We start from the raw sequence: 22313 nt of genomic DNA on the forward strand, positions 1-22313 counted from the left end.
CCTCTTATTATGCAAAACATTCGTTTTGCAGGTATTAGCACCGTTTCAAACATTTCGTTTGAAGGTTGCCGGGTTTCACAGGGCCTTTCCCTCCACCGCTCTCAATAAGAGTTGTCTTTATTATTTTATTTATGTAGCTAAAAGGAAATGCGTTCCCCTTTTAACAATGTTTGTTAATTTTTTAATAAATTTAGCATGCACAAAAGTAAAAGTCAATGACACTTGCGGAAAAATAAAAATTATTTAAAATAAAGTTGCAATTCAATTATCTTTTATTGTAAAGTTAAAAACATAATAAAAATTTCATACGAACATTCTTATCTAGAGAGGTAGAGGGACTGGCCCTGTGACGCCTCAGCAACCATTAACATTTTGTTAATAAGGTGCTAATTCCAGCAAATTGTGAAAGATTTGACAGATGAGAAGAAGACTCTATTCAAACCGAAAGCCTTCTTCTTAGAAGGCTTTTTTTATTTTATATTCACTTAATGTTTCAATTTAAAAAGGAGGAATTTTCACATGTCAACAATCGAAACCAAACTAGCACAAATCGGAAATCGTAGTGAAACTACAACTGGAACGGTTAATCCACCAGTTTATTTCTCAACCGCTTATCGTCACGAAGGAATTGGTAAATCTACTGGCTTTGACTATTCACGAACTGGCAATCCAACTCGCGGTCTTTTAGAACAGGCGATTGCAGACTTAGAATATGGCGAACAAGGTTATGCCTGTAGTTCAGGGATGGCGGCTGTTCTCCTCGTCCTTTCTCTATTCCGCTCTGGAGACGAACTTATTGTATCTGAAGATTTATACGGGGGAACGTATCGATTATTTTCTGAGCATGAAAAAAAGTGGAATGTTCGATGTAGATACGTAAATACACAGTCTATTAAACAAATTGAGCAAGCTATCACAACTGAAACGAAGGCTATTTTCATAGAAACTCCAACTAATCCATTAATGCAAGTTACTGATATTGCTGCTGTCGCAACTGTAGCGAAAAGGCACGGACTACTTCTTATTGTAGACAACACATTCTACACACCTTATATACAGCAACCATTAACAGAAGGTGCTGACATTGTACTTCATAGCGCAACGAAATATTTAGGAGGACATAACGATGTACTAAGCGGGCTTGTCGTTGCAAAAGGAAAGGAACTTTGCGAGGAAATCGCTCATTATCATAATGCATCAGGTGCAGTTTTAAGCCCATTTGACTCATGGTTATTAATTCGCGGTATGAAAACGTTAGCGCTTCGCATGAGACAACATGAAGAAAATGCGAAAGCAGTTGTTGCGTATTTAAGCGATGAAGACGGGGTAACAGATGTATTTTATCCAGGAAGAGGCGGCATGATTTCATTCCGCCTTAAAGATGAAGCTTGGATTAATCCATTCTTACAATCTTTATCCTTAATTACATTTGCCGAAAGTCTTGGTGGTGTAGAAAGTTTAATGACTTATCCAGCAACGCAAACACATGCTGATATTCCTGAAGAAATTAGAACAGCAAACGGCGTATGCAATCGTCTTCTTCGATTCTCAGTTGGCATTGAAAATAGTAACGATTTAATTCAAGACTTAAAGCAAGCCATTAAACTCGTAAAAGAAGGTGTAAGAATATGAGCTATTCTATAGATACACTCTTACTACACAACCAATATAAACATGACTCGCAAACAGGCGCTGTGAACGTTCCTATTTATAACACATCAACTTTTCACCAGTTTGATGTAGATACGTTCGGAAAATATGACTATAGCAGGTCAGGAAATCCAACTCGTGAAGCTCTTGAAGATATCATTGCTTTATTAGAAGGCGGAACAAAAGGATTCGCCTTTGCATCAGGCATTGCAGCGATTTCCACTGCATTCCTCCTTCTTTCACAAGGTGATCACGTACTCATTTCAGAAGATGTGTACGGAGGCACTTACCGAGTGATAACTGAGGTACTCTCCCGTTACGGTGTTTCACATACATTTGTTGATATGACCAATTTAGAAGAAATAAAACAAAACATGAAACCAAATACAAAGCTCTTTTATGTAGAAACACCTTCTAATCCACTTTTAAAAGTGACAGATATTCGCGAGGTTTCTAAACTCGCAAAATCTATTGGCGCTCTTACTTTTGTTGATAATACATTTTTGACACCACTATTCCAAAAACCACTTGAACTTGGAGCTGATGTCGTTCTTCATAGTGCTACAAAATTTATTGCTGGTCATAGTGATGTTACTGCCGGATTAGCAGTAGTAAAGGATGCAGAACTCGCTCAAAAGCTTGGATTTTTACAAAATGCATTCGGTGCTATTTTAGGATCTCAAGATTGTTCTCTCGTACTTCGCGGTCTAAAAACATTGCATGTACGCCTCGAGCATTCAGCTAAAAATGCGAATAAAATTGCACATTATTTACAAGAGCATGCTAAAGTACAAAATGTCTATTATCCGGGATTACAAACACATCTCGGATTTGATATTCAACAATCTCAAGCAACATCAGCTGGAGCGGTCTTATCGTTTACTTTGCAGTCAGAAGATGCACTCCGCCAATTTTTATCAAAAGTAAGATTACCAGTTTTTGCAGTTAGTTTAGGAGCTGTAGAGTCAATTCTTTCTTATCCAGCAAAAATGTCACATGCAGCACTGTCGCAAGAAGCTCGTGATGAAAGAGGAATCTCTAATTCATTACTTCGGTTATCAGTCGGTCTTGAAAATGTTAACGATTTAATATCCGATTTTGAAAATGCCCTTTCTTATGTAGAAGAACCTGTAAATGCATAGAGAAAAAGAAGATATGAGATTAGGTTTTCATATCTTCTTTTTCTGCGTTTTAGTTATATTCATTTGAATTTCTTCTTTTCTTATAGTCCATAAAAAAATAAAAGTATATCATCTATTTCTAAATAATGGATTAATTGATATATTAAGAAATAAAAAGGGGTGAAAATAATGGATACTTGTTCAGATATTTTAATCGTTATCGATTTACAAAATGGCGTATGTTATAGCGAGGAGCATTTATTTGATTTACAGAACTTACTAACAAAAGTAAATAAAAGAATTTATTCATACAGAAAATTAAATAAACCAATCCTTTTTGTTCAACATTGTGATGATGATTTAGTACCCGAGAAAGAACTTTGGGCTATTCATACCGATCTAGATGTTCAAGAACAAGATTTTTTTGTAAGAAAAACACATGCAAATTCATTTTATAAAACAAACTTAAAAGAAATTTTAGATCGATTATCTGTAAATTGCATTGAATTTTGTGGCGCCCAAACAGAGTACTGTATGGATGCTACGATTAAGTTTGCCCACGGACTAGGATACGAAAACTTTATGGTACAGAAAACAACCTCTACGTTGAATAATCCTTTTATGTCCGCAAAAGAGACAATTGATTTTTATGAGAACATATGGAATCACAGATTTTTAACGTTGCTAAAAGATGAATTTTAGAATAAATGACTAATGAATTGATCATCCTAAGATTTATCAGCCGTAATCAAATATTTCATTATCACCATAAAGAAGCGAATTACATTCAGCTTCTTTTCTTTTAACCTGTTTTATATTCTATATATATCATTATAATTCCTTTATCATATTATTTTAAAAATTTCGTATATTCATTTGAAAGAATAAGAAAATCATGATAAAATTGTGTTACAAATATATCTATATCTTTCAATTTTTAAAACGCATCGAAATTTTCACCCAAAAATGTCATTTTACAAAAACATGCTAATTTACCTATTTTATTTACATCAGGGTCTCTTTTCTTACAATTTCTTTACTTTAAGACTTTTTTTCTGCAACAACTATTTTCTTTTCTTTAAATTTTTGGTATGTATAGTATGGTATAATAGCTCACACGGAGGTGGAAAAGAACATGTTAGAAACCTTTCAAAAAGAATTAGAACTATATGAAAGTAATGCAGAATTATTAAAAGTGCTAGCTCATCCTGTTCGTTTATGTATCGTAAAAGGATTAATCGAGCGCGGTCCAAGCAACGTTTCTACAATGTATACTGGCTTAAACATGCCACAATCTACAATTTCACAGCATTTAGCAAAATTAAAAAGCGCTAAAATCGTTTCTAGTGAAAGAAAAGGATTAGAAATTTATTACAAAGTAGAGAATGAAACAATCATTCAACTCGTTCGCGTATTATTAGGTTAGGGACTAATAATCGAAGAAAAAGAACGTATTCTATATTTTTCATCTCATATCTTTAATATAAATATATATCATGAGAGGAAATATATAATACTACATAAGTCGTATTAAAAAACAAGACACAGTATATACTGTGTCTTGTTTTTTATATTGTTACATACCGATCCAAATGTAAATGTTGCATATCTTTTGTATGTATAACAACATCAAATGCACTCCCTACTCCTCCATTCAAAATCATAGAACGAACAGCTCGATTTTGTTTTTGCGTTTCAGAAAAAGGATTCGTATCTTGATGGCTCGTAAGCTGTTCTAATATCCCTGCAGCTAACAAGAACTCAGATTGTTTCTTATGCCATACTGCATTCATTCCTTGCATACTAAACATCTCCTTTAGCTCGTCCCAATGAATATGAGTAGTAAGATCCATTTCACCTGGATGCGCTAGTGGGTTACGTATTAGCTTATGCTGATAATACCCTCGCAAACTTCCTTCACGGTGTGCTGGATGCATCCATTCTTCTTTTGTGTATCCGTAATCAACTGTAATACATATACCTTTTTGAAACCATTTCGCAATTTCTTTTATATACTCCTCCATCACAATTGGTACTTCAAAACGTTGCCCTTCAGCAATATGAATATTATATTTCAATAAATAGCGACCAATTCTTTTATCTAACGGCCTACATACTTCTGAAAGGCTTCCTTCCTCTGTATATGTAATACGTACTTCATACAACATACCATTTCTTTTCTCAATTATTTCAACAGGAAATGCATCAAACAACTCATTCGAAAAAAGAATTCCCTCGAAAGAATCTCCCATTTCACTATAGGAGGTATAGTACGATACATTAGAAAATGAGCCAAGGTGCTCCTGCTGTAATTTTCTATGAAAGGGGCTCACTTCAATCATTGAATAGTTTAAATCAATAAAGGTTTTTGGAGATAATTGCTTCCATTCTTGTAAAACATCATAGGCAAACTTCCCTGTTCCTCCGCCAATTTCACAAATATTCGGAGCAACTTCACCATTTTCAACAAGACGAATAAAAAGTTTAGCAAAAGTTTTTGCAAACACAGAGGATACGTTGCTACTTGTAAAAAAATCCCCTTGTCTTCCAATCTTTTCACGTTCTTTCATATAATATCCATGACCTTCTGTATACAATACAAGGTTCATATACGTACTATATGAAATTGAATAATCCTTTTCTTTCCCCATCCATTCTCTTAAAATGAGCTCCATTCCCATAATGACTCCTTATTGTAAAAACGGATTATTTTCTTTTTCAAAGCCAATGCTTGTTTCTGGACCATGTCCACATAAAACCGCTGTTTCATCTGGTAATACAAATAATTTCTCTTCAATACTTCCAATTAATTCAGCGAAACTTCCACCAGGTAAATCTGTTCTTCCAATGCTCATTTGGAACAATACATCTCCTGAGAATACAGCATTCGCCTCTTTACTATAATAAGAAATACTTCCTGGAGAATGTCCTGGTGTCTCAAAAATTTCAAAATTAAATGATCCAATTGTTAATGTACCTTCTGCATCAATAATATGATCCGCTGGTTTTGCTGTAATACTGCGGTTCATCATAAAAATTTGAGAGCCGTTTACAGTTGCATCTCCTAACCAATCTGCTTCTTCTTTATGTACGTACACAGGAATATGAAAAGTGTCTCTTACCGCATCAACAGCACCGATATGATCAAAGTGAGCATGTGTTAATAAAACAGCTAATGGTTTTAATTGTTCTTCTTGTACATATGTAACGAGCTTTTCACCTTCATGACCAGGGTCAAAGATAATGCACTCTTTTTGATCGTTCATTAAAATATAAGCATTTGTTTGTAATGGGCCTAACGGCATTTGTATCCATTTCATATGAAAATCTCCTCCAGTTATTAAACTTACTTTTAATGATACAACATTTCTTTCTCTGAGGAAAAGAAAGGATGCTATCTCGACAATCATTTTTAAAACATGTACAATATAAAAGAGTAAATATTCCAAAAACTCATAATAAGAAATGGGTAGACAGAGGAGGATATTGTATGGGCCTTGTTATTATTTTTACACTTGTCACTCTGTTAGCTGTATTTGCTACGCTTAGAACACTTCGTGAAAAAAACTTTTTCGCGAGCGGCTTTGCAATTGCAACTGTACTCGTTTTCGGATGGTTTACGATCATGACTGTTCTATATAACGGGTATCCACCAGCAGCTTAATTCGTTTACACTTTATTCTTCATCGAGATTTCACACAAAAAAGAGGAAGGGTTCCCCCTTCCTCTTTTCATATTTCACAACTTATATCATCTTCGCTTCGTATTTGTGCTTTTTTACAAGCCAAGCTCCTCCGATAACACCTGCATCATTACCAAGTGTTGCAATAGCTAACTTCGTGCTCTTTACAGCACGTGAGAAAGCATATTGCTCGAAATAGCGTTGAATTGGTTCTAATAGCGCATCTCCAGCTTTAGACACGCCTCCACCAATAACAATTTTCTCTGGGTTCAATGTACTAGAAAGGTTCGCTACAGCTAATCCTAAATAAGAAGCTACTTTTTCTACTACTTCACCTGCTAATTCATCACCTTGTCCAAGTGCTTCAAAGACATCTTTTGATGTAATACGTCCTTCTTCGGCTAACATAGAACGCAACATGCTCTCTTTATTAGTCTCTTGTATTTTTTGCATAGCAACACGTACAATACCTGTCGCAGATGCTACTGTTTCTAAGCAACCAGACTTTCCGCAATTACATGGGAAAGCATTTTCTGTAACGACTGTAATATGTCCAATCTCACCAGCAGCACCACTCACGCCGTGTACAATCTCACCATTGGCGATTACACCACCACCAACGCCCGTACCAAGTGTCATACAGATTAAATCTTTTGCACCTTCACCAGCACCTTTCCACATTTCACCAAGCGCTGCTAAGTTTGCATCATTATCAATAACAACAGGTAATCCTGTTTCTACTTCTAATAAATCTTTTAGCGGATAGTTTTTCCACCCTAAATTAACCGCTTCATAAATCATTCCAGACGCCACATGTACAGGACCAGGAGCTCCCATACCAATACCAATTAACTTGCTCTTCAATTCGCCTAATTCTTCTAGCTTTTTATCAATTGCTTTCGCAACATCAAGTGTAATATGTTTTCCTTGCTCACCTGTATTCGTAGGGATTTCCCACTTATGTAAAATTTCACCGTATACATTAATAAATGCTAATTTAATCGTTGTACCACCAAGGTCAACACCAACTAACCATTTCTCTTCCATGTTGCTTACCTACCTTTATCTAATTCTTATTTAGCTCTTTTTGAATTTCTTGCTTCAATAAAAATAAAGCTGTTTGATAGTCTTGTGGATCGATTAGCTGTGATTGATTTAATTCACGCAATTCATCTTGCATTAATTGTAAATCTGCAATTCGATCTCCCGTATAAATAATCGTACCAAATTTCTTTAGCAATTGCTGAATATCATAAATGGATACCATTTCATCACCCTCTATGCTCACTTACTATAAAAAATTATAATAAGAAAACGTTCACATATTTTATTATAATCAAGAAGAAAAAGTCTCGTCAATTTTTATTTGTCTATACAAGCTTATTTGTAAGCATTGTTCCTTTTTCTGTAATAATTTTTTCTATGTTTTTATCAAATGGCTCTACCGGAATGTGTTTTACCATTTGAAAATCATACGCTAATGATAGCGTTCTCCCTTTATAATACACGAGATAACGATCATAATAGCCACCGCCGTACCCAATTCGCTCTCCTCGTTCTGTATAAGCTACGCCTGGGACAATTTGAAGATCAATTTCATCCATATTCACTTCTTCCGTAAGCCCAGGAATCGGTTCACGTAAATTCATATACACCGTTTCTAATTGATCAAAATTATTAATTTGCCGGAAGGACATCGTTCTTGTTCCTTTATTACACTTAGGAACTACAACTTTCTTTCCTTCTTCCCAAGCTTTTTCAATAATAGGATATGTATTCACTTCATTTTCCATTGAAAGAGTAATTCCAATTGTTTTAGCTTCAACCCACTCTTTTTGCGCATACAACGAAAATGCAATCTGTTCTGATAAAGTTGTATACTGTTCTTCTGATAAAGAATTCATGTGTTCTATTATTTGTTTACGTAAACGCACTTTCTCTGCTTTCACACATTCTCCCCCTTACAGTGACACTTTACTCTATGCTGATAGTGTATCACTTTTAACATAAGAATCGAATAAAAAAAGAAACAGTAGGAAAATATTCCTACTGCTTACTTTGTTTCACGGTGTAACGTAGACTTCTTGTCACGCTTGCAATACTTTTTAAGCTCGATACGCTCAGCGTTGTTACGTTTATTTTTCTTTGAGATATAGTTACGATCTCCGCATTCTGTACATGCTAGAGTAATATTCACACGCATTCTTATTTCCCTCCAGTACTAATAACTTAAATCAGACTATACTATAATACCACTTTTAAAATAAAAATTCTACACCTTTTGATATTGTCTAATTTTTTCTATAAGATTTTTCATGTTTTCCCTTGCTATTACTGGGTTTCTAGCATGTGAATACACCAAAAATTTTGGTTGTTTTGTGTCAGAAACGATATAAGACCACTCTTTTTCAGTATATTTGAACTGTACTCCTTCAAATATACCTTCTCCCTTCCTTTCTATATCATCCAATAATTTCCTCATAATTTCCCCTTTTTCATTCCATGAACATACCACTTCATCATAAAGTAAATAGAGCGGAGGTGATTGCTCTACTATGCTGAGGAACGTTTTTCCTTGCAATGCTATTAGCTCAAATAATTTTCCAATCCGATATAAAATATCTCGCTTCCACCTTACTTGAAACGACTTTCTTTCATCCTGCGTATAAAATAGAAGATAACATTCTCCTAACTTCAAAGACATTGGGTAAATATTTCCTGTCGATTCGAGTAAGAAATCTGGAATATCTACCTCTTCCAAATCTGTCCCCTGGTAAATATTACTATGTTTATCGTATAACTCGAAATGATTTCCTTGCTCAGAAAACATAAGAGCCATATTCGCTTTACTTGATTTCATCAAAGCTTTCACATGATCTTTTTGTTCGCTTGCATAAATCCATGTAACTGTACAACCAAGTCTTTGCAGAAAGAGCATGAGTAAATGTTGCAACGTATCATTTCTCTTATTAATAAGAAGATGAAACTTCTGCATCTGTATTTTCTCGATATCAATATGCTCCAATATAACTTCTATATACTCATTCATAGAAACATGAGCGAGCTTATTACGCCCCATTTCTTTCTCATGCACGTAATAAAACAATTCGGACATATATACTTGTTCTATCTCTTTTTGCTGCTTATACGTTAACGGCATGCCAGCTTGACCGTATAACTTTATAACAATCTCATTCTCATTCTCCACTTGAATGAAAACACCACCTGCACATTGCAAATGATGAACACTATATTGAAAAAGTGACTCGTTCATTTCTTTACATTCCATCGTATGAATCCCTATACCATGAATAGCATGTAAAAATAAATTTTTATAAGAGGTTGTTTCTATATTTTCTTGACTTCCAATTAATATACTTTCTCCTTTTGTAAAAAGAGAACCATACGCCATCGCAATCTTTACGATAAACTGAGGAGTAATTTCAACATTCCCTCTTCCTACAATGCGGCTTTTTTGTAACCACCCTGCACTCATTTCACTCTCTTGAATACCAGCCGCTCCTACTATCGAATGACTATCAATCGCCTTATAAGGCCATACTTTTCCTTTTTGCTTAATTACCGTACTTCTCCCGATATGACAGTGATCCGCTACAACGCTTTTTTGAAACAGTGTAACATCATCTTCAACTATTGTACGCTCTCCTATTGTCGTTTCTAATAGTTCACAATACTTCCCAATGTGGGCATTCGCAAAAACAATACTTTTTTGAAGATGAGAATAACTTGAAACGATACTATTTTTCCCAATAATAGAATATGGCTCAATTACAGCTCCTGTACCAATCTTTACTCCTTCTCCAATAAAAGAGGGGCCATGAATTTTCGTCCCTTTACCAATCGTCACCCCTTCTCCCATCCATACCATCGGTAATACTTCCGTATAAGGAATAGGTACTTGTAACTTTTTCGTTAACAAATCAAATTGTGCTTGTCGATATTGATTAAATGTGCCGATATCTAACCAATAACCTTCTGACAAATATGCGAATAATACATTTTTGTTTGCCAATAACGGAAACACATCATGACTGAAATCAAAAAATTGTCTAGGCGGTATGTAAGAAAAGATTTCTGGCTCCATAATATATATGCCTGTATTCACAACATTAGATACTACCTCATTCCAGCCCGGCTTTTCTATATATCGTGTAACCTCCTGGTCTTTATTCATTACAACCAAACCAAATGAGAGTGGATTTTCTACTTCTTTCACAAACATTGTTACCATTCTTTTCTTTTGTTCATGAAACCTAATTCCTTCTGATAATTGAAAGTCAGTTAATGCATCCCCGCTTATCACAACAAATGTTTCATCTAAAAATTGTTCTGCTTGTTTAATACTCCCTGCTGTGCCAAGCGGAGGAGAGTCTTCAAAATAATACAAGTTAACTCCCCATTTACTACCGTCACCAAAATATTGCTTAATGGTCGTACTCATATATTGAACAGTAATTGCAATTTCACGAATACCATGCTGACGTAATAACTCAATATTATATTCTAAAACTGGTTTTTCTAATAATGGTAACATCGGCTTTGGAGTATTACATGTTAATGGTCTAAGGCGTCTTCCTTTTCCTCCAGCTAAAATAACCCCCTTCATATACTTCAGCCTCCACTTATATAATGTTCAGTAACTCCATATACCATATGTATATTCCCTATCCCACATGAACTAGCTGCATAAACTTGATTAGTTAAACAAATCCTCATTTAGAAGACCATATAATTAAATTTCTCACCTATAAAAACGTACATTTCAAACAACAGGAAAGCGCTTACTATTAATTGTTAAATAATACTTATTAACGACCAACATATATACTAATTTTTCCATTACATTATGATACATCTTATCATCATAAACTAAAGGAAACAACGAGCTTTTTTTGTCATGTTTTGACTAAAAAAAGCAGGTGATTTCCCATCACCTACTTTAATTCCTACTCATTCAATAAATAATGCTTTCCTTTTACTAAATAAAAGACATTTTCAGCAATATTTGTAATATGATCTGCTACACGCTCAATATATCTCGCGACAAATGATAATTGTGTAATTTGCGTAATTGCTTCTGGTTGTTCCGGAACCGAAGATATAAACTCACGAATTGCTTTTCCATATATTTCATCAACGGAATCATCCATTTCAGCAATTTGTTTCGCAAAAGTTAAATTTTCTTGTTCATATGCTTCTAACGCTAAATGCAACATCTCATTTGCAACCGCAAACATTTCATCCAGGTTGTGCAAACTAACAGCCACTTCTTTTTCCCCAAGACGAATTGTAGCCTTTGCAATATTAACAGCATGATCTGCAATACGCTCTAAATCTGTCGCTGTTTTAATTGAAATAAAAATCCTTCTTAAGTCACTTGCTACAGGTTGCTGCTTCGTAATGAGCATAAGCGCAAGATCGTTTATTTCCTCTTCTAAATTATCCATGCGGTAATCACCATCAATGACCTCTAACGCTTTCTCTACATCCCTTGTATGCAGACCTTCCATAGCAATCAATAAAGCCGCATTTGCTAATTCTCCAAGCTCGATCACCTTTTGCTGTAACGCTTTTAAATCACCTTGAAACTGTTCTCTTACCATTTTTCTTCCCCCTCAATATTATGTGCCATTATATAAAAGTGAAACTTTAATCAACCCTCATCAATCGGGCTTTTATGCTTGTAATAAACCTTAAGATAAGGAGAAGTATTACTTCTCTATTAACAGTAAGATAAAATAAGAAATGCCCTCTGTTAAGAGGGCATTTGCTCTTAGCTTTGAAACGATATCAACCAAATCGACCTGTAATATAATCTTCTGTACGCTTATCTGAAGGAGTCGTAAATAATTTGTTTGTATCTGTATACTCCACAACTTCCCCGCTTAAGAAGAAAGCTGTTTTGTCTGAAATACGCGCTGCTTGTTGCATATTATGCGTTACGATAACAATACTAAAATCTTTCTTTAGCTCTTGAATTAATTCTTCTACTTTTAATGTTGAAATTGGATCTAATGCCGATGTTGGCTCATCCATTAAAATAACGTCTGGCTCAATAGCTAAGCAGCGCGCGATGCATAGACGCTGTTGCTGTCCACCAGATAAACCGTATGCATTATCGTGCAAACGATCTTTTAACTCATCCCAAATCGCTGCTCCACGTAAACTTTTTTCAACAATTTCATCTAATGTCTTTTTGTCACGAATACCATGGATTTTTGGACCGTATGCTACATTCTCATAAATAGATTTTGGAAATGGATTTGGCTTTTGGAACACCATTCCTACATGTGTTCTTAATTCTTCAACTGGATATGATTTATCAAATATATTGCGTTCTCTATACTCAATTACACCTGTAGTTCGAACGATCGGTACTAACTCTACCATGCGATTTAATGTTTTTAAATAAGTTGATTTACCACAGCCACTTGGACCGATAATGGCTGTAACTTCATTCTCATGAATACTTAAATTAATATCTTTTAAAGCATGGTCTTCCCCATACCATAAATTTAAGTTTTTCGTATCAAATACTACCTTCTTTGGCGCAGTCTCGATTTTCTCTTCGTTTTTCACCTGTACATTTACTACTGTTGCTACCATTTGAATTCCCCTTTCATCCACTTCCAACTTATTTTCGATTTCGTAACCATAAAACAAATATATTAATAAATAGCAACAAACCTAACAAAACAATCATCCCAGCTGCTGCTACATACTGAAATTCTTCTTGTGGCCTACTCATCCAATTAAAAATTTGAATTGGTAGAACTGTAAATCTATCAAACATACTAAATGGAACATAATTTGCAAACGCAAGTGCCCCAATAACTAATAGTGGTGCAGCTTCTCCAATTGCTCTTGATATCGCTAACGTACAGCCCGTTATAATCCCTGGGAAAGCATATGGCAATACAATTTGATACATCGTTTGCCACTTCGTAGCACCTAATCCGTAAGAACCCTCTAATAATACACTTGGTACTGATCGAATTGCTTCTTGACTCGCCACAACAACTGTTGGTAAAACGAGTAAACTCATCGTCAGTGCTGCTGCAACTATACTCTCTCCTAAATGAAGAGCATATACAAAAATAGTTAAACCAAGCAATCCAAATACAACGGATGGTACTCCTGCTAACGTTTGATTATTAATCTCTATTATTTTTTTAAATAGAGATTCCTTCGCATATTGCTCTAAATAAAGCGCTGTTCCAACTCCAAATATAAAAGAAACAGGTATAACAATACTCATAAATAATATTGTCCCTGACAAAGCTGCAGCAATACCAGCTTCTTTCGGATTACGTGAAGCGAAATTTGTAAAGAAATTTATTGAAAGATAACTTATACCTTTTTCAACAATTTGAAAAAGTAACAAAAACAAAATTACCATTGAAAATAAAATTGCTATATAAAATAACAATTTGTAAATTCGATCTTTTAAAAAGCGTGATGCCATGTTTTTTTGTATTTTTTTATGATTCAACATTCGCATATTATGTCATCCTCCTAAAACGGCGCATAATAGACTGCGAAATGATGTTCATAATAAAAGTAAACAAAAATAACGTTGCACCTACAGCATACATGCTGTAATACGTAATCGTTCCATGCGGAGCATCACCTAAACTTACTTGCACAATATAGGCTGTTAACGTTTGAATAGAATGTGTTGGATCAAGCGATACATTCGGTGTGGATCCTGCTGCAATTACAACAATCATCGTTTCACCAATTGCACGAGAAGCCGCTAATATAATCGCTGCCATAATCCCTGTAAAAGCGGACGGAAACACCACTTGTTTTACCATTTCAAACCGCGTCGCTCCGAGTGCTAATGAAGCTTCTTTCGTCCCTTTCGCCACAGCTCTCATCGCGTCTTCAGATAGAGATGCAACTGTAGGCATCATCATAAATCCGATAACGATTCCTGGACTAATCGCATTAAAAAACTGTAAATCTGGTATAAGCCTTTGTAAAAGCGGCGTAACAATTGTTAATGCAAAAAAACCATATACAATTGTCGGGATACCTGCTAATAGCTCTAACATCGGCTTTAATATTTTCCGTGCACCATTTGAAGCATATTCGCTTAAAAATACGGCACACGCTAAACCGATAGGAATTGCTACAAACATAGCAATTGCTGTTACAAGGAACGTTCCACATATAAGTGGTAATATACCGAATTTAGGATCTTCAAAAAATGGTAACCATTCTTTCTCCGTCAAAAAGGAGTATAATGATATTTTTTGAAAAAACATGATTGTTTCATTAGAGAGCGTAAAAACAATTCCAAGTGTCGTCACAATAGAAACGCTAGCAATTATTTTTAGTAATAAAGGCACTATTCGATTGATTCGCTGCGTTTTTTTTCTTTGCTTTATATTTCTTTCAATCAAATGTTGTACAGAAAATGTAATTTGACTTTTGTCATTATGAGCCAAAGATGAAAACCCCTTTCCACCCCGACATTACCTTTTTATTTCTGTTAACATACGCAGCTGTTCATTGTATTTTTCTTTTCGTAATTTTACATACCCGACCTCTTCAGCGAGGTTACCGACATGCTGAATCATAAACTCAACATAGTTTGCTACATTCATTTTATTTCGGATAGATGCATTATTCACATAAGCAAGTAGCGGCCTAGATAACGGCTTATACTTACCTGATTGAATGGTCTCTTTCGTCGGAAATACACCATTTACTTTTATTGCTTTCACCTTATCTCGATTAGCCATATAATAAGCATATCCTACAAAAGCAATGGCATGTTTATCATTCATTACCCCTTGCATAATAACTTGATCATCTTCAGACAAAGAGACTTTTTTTACAATGCGATGATTTTGTAAGATGACATTTTGAAAATAATCATACGTACCAGAGTCTACGCCTGGTGCATAAAACTTCACTTGTTCACGTGGCCATGTTGAATGAATTTGTGACCATCGCTTCTCTCTTCCATCTTCACTCCAAAGTAGTCGTAACTCGTCTACTGACATATCGTCTATCCATGTATTATGGCGATTCACAACAATCGTAAGACCGTCGTTAGCAACCTCAAAAGGTGTGAACTGAATAGAGTTTTTCTTCATTTCATTTTTCTCGACTTGTTTCATTACTCTCGAAGCATTATTTATATCTACTTCTCCTTTACTGAAACGATTAAATCCTCCCCCAGTTCCAGAAATACTGATGGAAATTTTCACGTCTGGATCCACCTTTGTATATTCCTCCGCTACTGCTTCTATAATAGGAAAAACCGTTGAGGATCCATCAACTCTCACTTCTCCCGTATCATTTAAAGCAAATGCAGTAGACATTTCAAAACAGAGGAACCATATTGATAATACGAAAATCTTAATCGGTGTACGCATCCATTTCACGTGTTCTTCCTCCTAGAAGTAACCGGAAATAACAGGATTACAGATATAAGAATACTGCTAAACTATTAATTCGGTTTTAATTGTTTGTAAAAGTTTTGTAAAGTTCCACAAAAATCAACATACGATACAATTTTAATTCAGTAGTAGCTATTCATTTCCTCTGATGATTTCCCTATAAAACAGTTATCTCCTATCCCATCATATACAAGTATCATTTATACGGCCGCGTTTTTTCAATGTTGTATACTTGTCCACATTTATTACACGATATGCATAAACCATAAAAAAAAGCCCACTATCTTTTCAGATAGTGTGCTTTTTTACAACTTTTTTATTCATCATCTTGCTCTTTATTTTTATTGTCTTTATCATCTTTTGGAGCTTCACCATTTACTTCTTTGTTTTTCAAATCAAAGTAAGCGTCCATAATTTCACGACCAATATATCCATTAATACCAGTCTTATCATCATGTACCCATGGAACGACAACAGAGAATGCTACTTCTGGATCTTCAAGTGGCGCATAACCTACTAATGTTAAGTTATATGTTTCCACACGTTCACCTTTTGCATTTCTACCAATCTCTTTATCTCCACCATACACAGTTTGCGCTGTACCAGTTTTCCCAGCAGCTTTATATTTTGCACCTGTAAAGTACTTTGTAGCTGTACCACCTGAATCATTATACACTTGTCTAAATCCTTCTTGAACACGTTTAATTTGCGATTCCGGCATATCAATACGATTTAATACTTTCGGTTCCATAGATTGAACAACTTTCCCAACTTCATCTGGTTTCACTGCCGGTTGACGAATTTCTTTTACAACTTGTGGTTGCATACGATATCCACCATTGGCAATCGTCGAAATATATTGCGCTAATTGAAGCGGTGTATACGTATCATACTGTCCAATTGATAAATCTAGTAAGAAACCTGGTTGACTACTCTTACCCTTCTGACCAGCAGATTCATTCGGTAAATCAATTCCTGTTTTTACACCAAGTCCAAACTGTCCGAAATAATAACGCATCGTATCAAATGCTTTTTGAGGTATATCTAACGTACCACCTCTCACATATGGAACACCGGCGATATTCATCGCTGTTTTAAACATATAAACGTTAGAAGACATTTTTAAAGCTGTAAGGTCATTAATGTATCCCATCGTTTTCCAAGACGACTTCGTAGGTGTACCTTTTAATTTAATTGGTTCATCCAATTGTACTGCCCCTGGTTGAATCGCACCAGTTTGATATCCAGTAAGTACTGTTGCACCTTTTACAGTTGATCCCATCGGATAAGAACTTGTCATGGTACCTAATGCAAAGTCATTTACTTTCGTTTGGCCATCTTCGTTAACTAATTGTTTCCCCGCCATAGATAAAACTTCACCATTTTTTGGGTTCATCATTACAACAAATGCGCGATCTAAAAGAGGTTCGCTTCCTTTAAACCCCATTAAATTCTTCGCAAGAATATCTTCCACGCGCTTTTGTAATTCCATATCAATTGTTAAGTTCAGGTCATTACCACTTTGTCCTTTTGATACATTAATCGTTTCTAAAATATTACCGTTTTTATCTGTAACATTTCTAACTTCTGCTTTCGTACCGTGCAGGCTATCTTCATACTGTTGTTCAAGATAACTTTTTCCTACTCGGTCATTTCGATTATAATCACGAACAAGATAGTAATCTAGTCTTTCTCTCGGTAAGCCTTCATCAGATGTCGACACCCCACCAAGTACACTTCGGAATAAATCATCGTACGTATATTTTCGCTCCCAATCAACATTCGTATCTACACCTGGTAATGCTGCTAGGTTTTCACTAATAATCGAATATTCCTTTTCTGTAGCATCCTTTTTAATAACTTGAGGTGTCATTGCATATCCGCCGTCCATCTTACTCTTAATCGCGAGTATTTCTAGATCTTTTGCGGATAATTGATTAATCTCTTCTTCTGTTACACGACTTCGCTGACGCTCGTCTAATTCTTTATCATCAATTTTTTTATCTTTAAACTCTTGACGATCTTTATTCGTAACTTTTTCTTTAGCTTCCTCTTTATGCATAGCAAGCCAATAATCTTTTTTATCACGATCTGTTAATTTATCTGTCGGTACTTCAATCAAATCTGCTAGCTTTTTCGCTGTTTCTAAGCGATCTTCTGCAGTTGATCCTTTCATTTTTGTAAATGTAATAGTACGAACGGCTGCATTATCTACTACAGGTCGCCCATAACGGTCAAATATTTTCCCACGCGGTACAGGATTACTTATCGTTGAGTTTTCTTTCTTCTCCACTTCATTCTTATATTCTTCACCGCGAACAATTTGTACATATCCGAGCCTTACAATAACCGCGGAGAACATTAAAAACACGCAGAAAAACAACACGTTTAATCGAAAAGGAACGTGGGTCTTTTTCTTATTTTGCTTCTGCTTCTTGCTCATACAAACCCCCTCTACCAACAGCTATGTAATGTGAAAGGGACACCTTCATACAGGTGTCCTCACTGCTGTCTTACATCTTTTTCTATTCTAGCATAAAACAAACGAGAAGTTAACCTTCTGGTTCAGTTTGGTTTTGCGCGTTCCCTTGCGTTACAACACTTGTTTTACTCGCATTTCCCTCATCATATTTGACATTTTTAACTGCAAAATAAATAAGAAAATGTCCAGCACCTAAAATACATAATAAGTAAGGTAAACTTTTTTCAGGTGGAAAGAATAGTACAGCACATAAAAAACTTAAAATGGAACAGATTCTTCCGGCGTTTAACCACAGCTCCCGAACAACGACATATTCCACACGCCATTCTCTCGCATTTTTTGCTCTACCAATTACGTCATATGTCATTGATCCGTACGGAACAAGTAAAATAGGATATGCAATTGCAATACATGCCGCATAAATAAGTAATTTCGTGTATGTAACATTGAAAATAACTAAAAAGACGACAGCATATAAAATAATGCCTCCAAGTAAAATTGCTTTTTTTCGCCACTCCTTCTTTAACATACGAGCAACTAAGTAATAACATACAAAGGATACAGCAGAGTTCACTAAACTGTATTTCCCTAATGCGAACTCACTATTAGTTGCTAAATAAACATATACTGAAATGACAAAAATAAACGTTCCTTCTCTCAATCCTTGGAAAAAATGAGCTCGTGTAATCTTTCCCCAATTTTTATCAATCCGTCGTTCTTTCAATACTTGCACGATTTCATAACGCCCTTCACATTCTCTTTTAGATAAAAAGAAGCTTAAGACGACAGCAATTGCAAATAGAACTAATGAAAGAAAGAATATAACAGTATAACCACTCCATTTCTCCATACGTGAAATTGTGTATCCTGCTGCTATTGGTCCGATCATTCCAGAGAAGGATGTAAGAAGTCCAAGAAACCCATTAAAGAAATCTCTTGTTTCTGGTTCCGTAATTTCAAATGTCAATAAGTTAAAAGCCAACCAGTAAAAACCGTATCCTACTCCTAAAAGAGCCCCCATTAATAAAATATACTGAGAAGCACTTTTTCCTGCTACTAAGACAACGATAAAAAAAATTGCGAGCGTTCCTACCCCTATTCGTAATAAAATCGAGCGATCGATACGTTTCGCTAATTTCCCCCCTACAAGAAATGTGAGAGGCTGTAATACCACGCTGGCTAAATTATACAAGCCAAGATTCACATAATTTTGTGTTTGTTTCCATAAATAAATATTTACAAACGTATTCGATAAAGAAATTGCGAGCGTGTATAAACCTCCTATAAGGAGCAATAACACTAAATCCCGATTCACTTCAACGTCACCAATTATATGTTTCCATTTCATACACAACTCTCCTTTACTTCATGTTCTAGTCTTCCAAAGACAAGCCCAATTATGTAAAAGGAAAGCATAGAAAAAAGCTAGGGGCTCTCCCCTAGCTTTTTCTATATTTATTACGATTATTTTGCTTCTTGGTAACGTTTTTCAGCAGCGTTCCAATCTACAACGTTCCAGAATGCACCGATGTAGTCTGGACGACGGTTTTGGTAGTTTAAGTAGTAAGCATGCTCCCAAACATCTAAACCGATAACTGGCGTTTTACCTTCAGTTAAAGGAGAATCTTGGTTTGGAGTGCTTGTTACTTCTAACTCACCATTGTTTACTACTAACCAAGCCCAACCAGAACCGAAGCGAGTTGCGCCAGCTTTTGCGAATTCTTCTTTGAATGCATCGAAGCTACCGAATTTTGCTTCAATTGCAGTTGCAAGTTCACCTACAGGTTGTCCTCCGCCGTTTGGAGATAGGATTGTCCAGAAGAATGTATGGTTAGCATGTCCGCCACCATTGTTACGTACTGCTGTACGGATTGCTTCTGGTACTTCGTTTAAGTTTGCAACTAATTCTTCTACGCTTTTGTCAGCTAATTCTGCATGACCTTCTAAAGCAGCGTTTAAGTTTGTAATGTACGTGTTGTGATGTTTTGTATGATGGATGTTCATTGTTTCTTTGTCAAAGTGAGGCTCTAAAGCATCATACGCATAAGGTAAATTTGGTAATTCGTGTTTTGCCATTGTTATATTCCTCCCAGTTTATGTATTGCCACTTAAGTGACATACAACTTCATTCTACCCTAATTGCCATAGGGTGCAAACAAATAAATCACATTGTCTTGCTATCATTAAAGTAGCAAAATTCCCACTTCTTTTCAATTAAAATGCTCATATATTCCGTAAAAAAGCTTCCTTCTACAAGGAAGCTTCCTGCTAACATAATAAACATGCGAAATGGATATGGACCCTGTAGGACTCGAACCTACGACCGGACGGTTATGAGCCGTCTGCTCTAACCAGCTGAGCTAAGGGTCCACAATTATGTATGTAACAACATATCAAATAAAGGAATTCCTATCGGATATGCCCTTTAAGAAAGGTAAGATAAATTTACCATATAGAAAAGAAAAGTGTCAATTGTATTTTTCTTATTTAAAAGAAGAAAGTTAATAAAAAGAAATTTAGTTATCTCCACTATATGTAAATATAATATATCTTGAGATTCTCTAGATTACTACGTTACAATGATTTTATACATACATAAAGGAAGTGAATCTATGTCCATATTTACCCAATTCGTAAAAAGCATATACTCGCCTAAAGATATGGCGCTATTCCGTTTTCAAAAAATCGGTAAAACCATTTTGTATATTATGCTACTTTGCTTAATTACTACTATTCCAAGAACTTTTTTGTACGGTAGTTTTATCCAAGATGGTGTAAGCATGGTAAATCAAGTCATCGATAAAGATTTACCTGATTTTAAAATTGAAAATGGCGAACTAAAAGCCGATATTGATCAACCTATTGAAAAAGAAGAAGGAAATGCACTTTTCGTATTTGATCCAAATTCAACAGACCTAGAAAAATATCAAAATAAAACAGGTTTATTTGTTTTAAAAGATAAAGTAGTCTCTATGGGAAATGGTCAAACACAAACGTATTCTTATAACGATTTGTTAGGTGCATCTCTTGAGAAAAAAGATCTACAAGAATTTATTTCTTTATTCGATAATATTTATCCGATTTTATTATTTGTTATTGGATTCTTAGTGTACCTATTCCAATTATTCATCACTTTTGTAGGCGTGACTTTACTTGCGTTCATCGGTTCTGCTATGAGCGGTCAACGTAAACTATCCTATAAACAAGTTTGGACACTAACTGCATACAGCTACACAATCCCAACAATCTTCTTTATGATTATGGATGCATGTAAGATTGTCGTACCTGGATCAACATTCATCTATATCGCAGTTGTTTTAATTGTTCTGTACTTAACGATTAAAGAAGTTCCAAAACCAAAAGAAAAATAAGAACGAAAAAAATGCCTAAATAGGCATTTTTTTTTTGGACAAGCATATATTCCTAGCAAAGGAGTGAAGAATATGAAGAGATTAGGTATATTCCTATTCGTGCTTGTTCTCGGTTATATATTTTATTACGATATAAAAATCGGTACTTTACCGATGTTAAGTTCATATAAAAAAACAACTGCTGCTCAAACGATTAAAAAAGAAAACACAGACAGTCAACAAAATAAAGAGAACAAAACAGAAAAAGAAACGGATGTATCTTATAAAACAATTGAAGTAAAAACTGGTGAGACAGTTCTTTCTATTACAGAACAAATTAACAAGAAAAAAATTCCTTCCATAGAAAAAGTCATTGACGACTTTAAACAATTAAACAAAAGTACATCTGCTACAAAAATACAAATTGGAAAGTCTTATAAATTCCCCTTATATCAATAAGCTATCACTTAATCCTTGTCAATTACATAAAGGCGCTGATACAATAGTAAAAGTGAAACCGAGTACTTCGGTTTCTATAGCCCTATATCACGTATACTATCATTGATATGAGGGACTAAATAAGAAACTTCTTTT

The 22313-nt window shown here is 35.1% G+C and carries 22 protein-coding genes, 1 tRNA gene and 2 riboswitches; of the genes, 7 read left to right on the plus strand and 16 right to left on the minus strand.

What is annotated here, in order from left to right; genetic code table 11:
- Position 1: 1 nt before the first annotated feature.
- Positions 2-111: riboswitch (SAM riboswitch) on the minus strand.
- 203 nt (positions 112-314) lie between these two features.
- A riboswitch (SAM riboswitch) is annotated at positions 315-425 on the plus strand.
- Positions 426-519: 94 nt separating this feature from the next.
- The 4 genes from metI to MR169_RS01460 all read left to right on the plus strand — a co-directional run bounded on the left by metI (position 520) and on the right by MR169_RS01460 (position 4197).
- Positions 520-1632, plus strand: a complete 1113-nt coding sequence (gene metI, locus MR169_RS01445) for a cystathionine gamma-synthase/O-acetylhomoserine thiolyase (RefSeq protein ID WP_000103892.1) — start codon at positions 520-522, stop codon at positions 1630-1632.
- Entirely contained in the window at positions 1629-2792 is a 1164-nt protein-coding gene (gene metC, locus MR169_RS01450; protein ID WP_242318789.1) for a cystathionine beta-lyase, read from the plus strand. Before metI ends, metC begins: the two co-directional genes overlap by 4 nt.
- 168 nt (positions 2793-2960) lie before the next feature.
- Positions 2961-3473 carry a cysteine hydrolase family protein gene (locus tag MR169_RS01455; protein ID WP_000379179.1) on the plus strand — a complete coding sequence of 171 codons (513 nt, stop codon included), beginning with the start codon at positions 2961-2963 and terminating at the stop codon, positions 3471-3473.
- Between the two features lie 433 nt (positions 3474-3906).
- Positions 3907-4197 (plus strand): ArsR/SmtB family transcription factor, encoded by a 291-nt coding sequence (locus MR169_RS01460; protein ID WP_000894377.1) that lies wholly within the window; start codon positions 3907-3909, stop codon positions 4195-4197.
- Between the two features lie 142 nt (positions 4198-4339).
- On the opposite strand, the gene MR169_RS01465 is transcribed toward MR169_RS01460, so the two are convergent.
- Positions 4340-5452: a class I SAM-dependent methyltransferase gene (locus MR169_RS01465; protein WP_000525141.1), complete on the minus strand. Its 1113-nt coding sequence runs from the start codon at positions 5450-5452 to the stop codon at positions 4340-4342.
- Between the two features lie 9 nt (positions 5453-5461).
- Complete coding sequence (locus MR169_RS01470; protein WP_000871238.1) at positions 5462-6091, minus strand: MBL fold metallo-hydrolase; 630 nt, start codon at positions 6089-6091, stop codon at positions 5462-5464.
- Positions 6092-6261: 170 nt separating this feature from the next.
- Here MR169_RS01470 and MR169_RS01475 point away from each other — a divergent pair, with 170 nt between their 5' ends.
- Positions 6262-6435, plus strand: coding sequence for a DUF2759 domain-containing protein (locus tag MR169_RS01475; protein WP_000524852.1), 174 nt, complete (start codon positions 6262-6264; stop codon positions 6433-6435).
- An 81-nt stretch (positions 6436-6516) separates the two neighbouring features.
- Here MR169_RS01475 and glcK read toward each other — a convergent pair whose 3' ends face one another.
- The 14 genes from glcK to MR169_RS01545 form a co-directional block, all read right to left on the minus strand.
- Positions 6517-7500 carry a glucokinase gene (glcK, locus tag MR169_RS01480; protein ID WP_000391701.1) on the minus strand — a complete coding sequence of 328 codons (984 nt, stop codon included), beginning with the start codon at positions 7498-7500 and terminating at the stop codon, positions 6517-6519.
- A gap of 19 nt (positions 7501-7519) precedes the next feature.
- Positions 7520-7720, minus strand: coding sequence for a YqgQ family protein (locus tag MR169_RS01485; protein ID WP_000253699.1), 201 nt, complete (start codon positions 7718-7720; stop codon positions 7520-7522).
- A gap of 103 nt (positions 7721-7823) precedes the next feature.
- Positions 7824-8402, minus strand: a complete 579-nt coding sequence (locus MR169_RS01490; protein ID WP_242318790.1) for a 5-formyltetrahydrofolate cyclo-ligase — start codon at positions 8400-8402, stop codon at positions 7824-7826.
- Positions 8403-8506: 104 nt separating this feature from the next.
- Entirely contained in the window at positions 8507-8656 is a 150-nt protein-coding gene (gene rpmG, locus MR169_RS01495; RefSeq protein ID WP_001265616.1) for a 50S ribosomal protein L33, read from the minus strand.
- A 69-nt stretch (positions 8657-8725) separates the two neighbouring features.
- Complete coding sequence (locus MR169_RS01500; RefSeq protein ID WP_000679341.1) at positions 8726-11080, minus strand: sugar phosphate nucleotidyltransferase; 2355 nt, start codon at positions 11078-11080, stop codon at positions 8726-8728.
- A 340-nt stretch (positions 11081-11420) separates the two neighbouring features.
- Positions 11421-12077: a phosphate signaling complex protein PhoU gene (gene phoU / locus MR169_RS01505; protein WP_000251240.1), complete on the minus strand. Its 657-nt coding sequence runs from the start codon at positions 12075-12077 to the stop codon at positions 11421-11423.
- A 187-nt stretch (positions 12078-12264) separates the two neighbouring features.
- A complete protein-coding gene (gene pstB / locus MR169_RS01510; RefSeq protein WP_000226681.1) occupies positions 12265-13080 on the minus strand; it encodes a phosphate ABC transporter ATP-binding protein in 816 nt (271 codons plus the stop codon).
- A gap of 28 nt (positions 13081-13108) precedes the next feature.
- The gene (pstA, locus tag MR169_RS01515; RefSeq protein ID WP_001242564.1) at positions 13109-13975 is read right to left on the minus strand and encodes a phosphate ABC transporter permease PstA; all 867 of its coding nucleotides are present in this window, start codon (positions 13973-13975) and stop codon (positions 13109-13111) included.
- 1 nt (position 13976) lies between these two features.
- Positions 13977-14927: a phosphate ABC transporter permease subunit PstC gene (gene pstC / locus MR169_RS01520; protein ID WP_016118634.1), complete on the minus strand. Its 951-nt coding sequence runs from the start codon at positions 14925-14927 to the stop codon at positions 13977-13979.
- A gap of 27 nt (positions 14928-14954) precedes the next feature.
- Positions 14955-15872 carry a PstS family phosphate ABC transporter substrate-binding protein gene (locus MR169_RS01525; protein WP_242318791.1) on the minus strand — a complete coding sequence of 306 codons (918 nt, stop codon included), beginning with the start codon at positions 15870-15872 and terminating at the stop codon, positions 14955-14957.
- A 331-nt stretch (positions 15873-16203) separates the two neighbouring features.
- Positions 16204-18330, minus strand: a complete 2127-nt coding sequence (locus MR169_RS01530) for a peptidoglycan D,D-transpeptidase FtsI family protein (protein ID WP_242318792.1) — start codon at positions 18328-18330, stop codon at positions 16204-16206.
- A gap of 109 nt (positions 18331-18439) precedes the next feature.
- Positions 18440-19717: an MFS transporter gene (locus MR169_RS01535; RefSeq protein ID WP_000871386.1), complete on the minus strand. Its 1278-nt coding sequence runs from the start codon at positions 19715-19717 to the stop codon at positions 18440-18442.
- Between the two features lie 116 nt (positions 19718-19833).
- On the minus strand, positions 19834-20445 hold the full coding sequence (gene sodA / locus MR169_RS01540) for a superoxide dismutase [Mn] (RefSeq protein ID WP_001052031.1): 612 nt from the start codon (positions 20443-20445) through the stop codon (positions 19834-19836).
- A gap of 220 nt (positions 20446-20665) precedes the next feature.
- Positions 20666-20739: transfer RNA gene (locus MR169_RS01545), tRNA-Ile, on the minus strand.
- A 242-nt stretch (positions 20740-20981) separates the two neighbouring features.
- Here MR169_RS01545 and yqgB point away from each other — a divergent pair.
- Positions 20982-21740: a protein YqgB gene (gene yqgB, locus MR169_RS01550; protein ID WP_000021900.1), complete on the plus strand. Its 759-nt coding sequence runs from the start codon at positions 20982-20984 to the stop codon at positions 21738-21740.
- Positions 21741-21812: 72 nt separating this feature from the next.
- A complete protein-coding gene (gene yqfZ / locus MR169_RS01555) occupies positions 21813-22178 on the plus strand; it encodes a protein YqfZ (protein WP_000825416.1) in 366 nt (121 codons plus the stop codon).
- Positions 22179-22313: the final 135 nt, after the last annotated feature.

It is taken from the genome of Bacillus cereus group sp. BfR-BA-01349, from assembly GCF_022663795.1.
GTDB classification, from domain to species: Bacteria; Bacillota; Bacilli; order Bacillales; family Bacillaceae_G; genus Bacillus_A; species Bacillus_A cereus.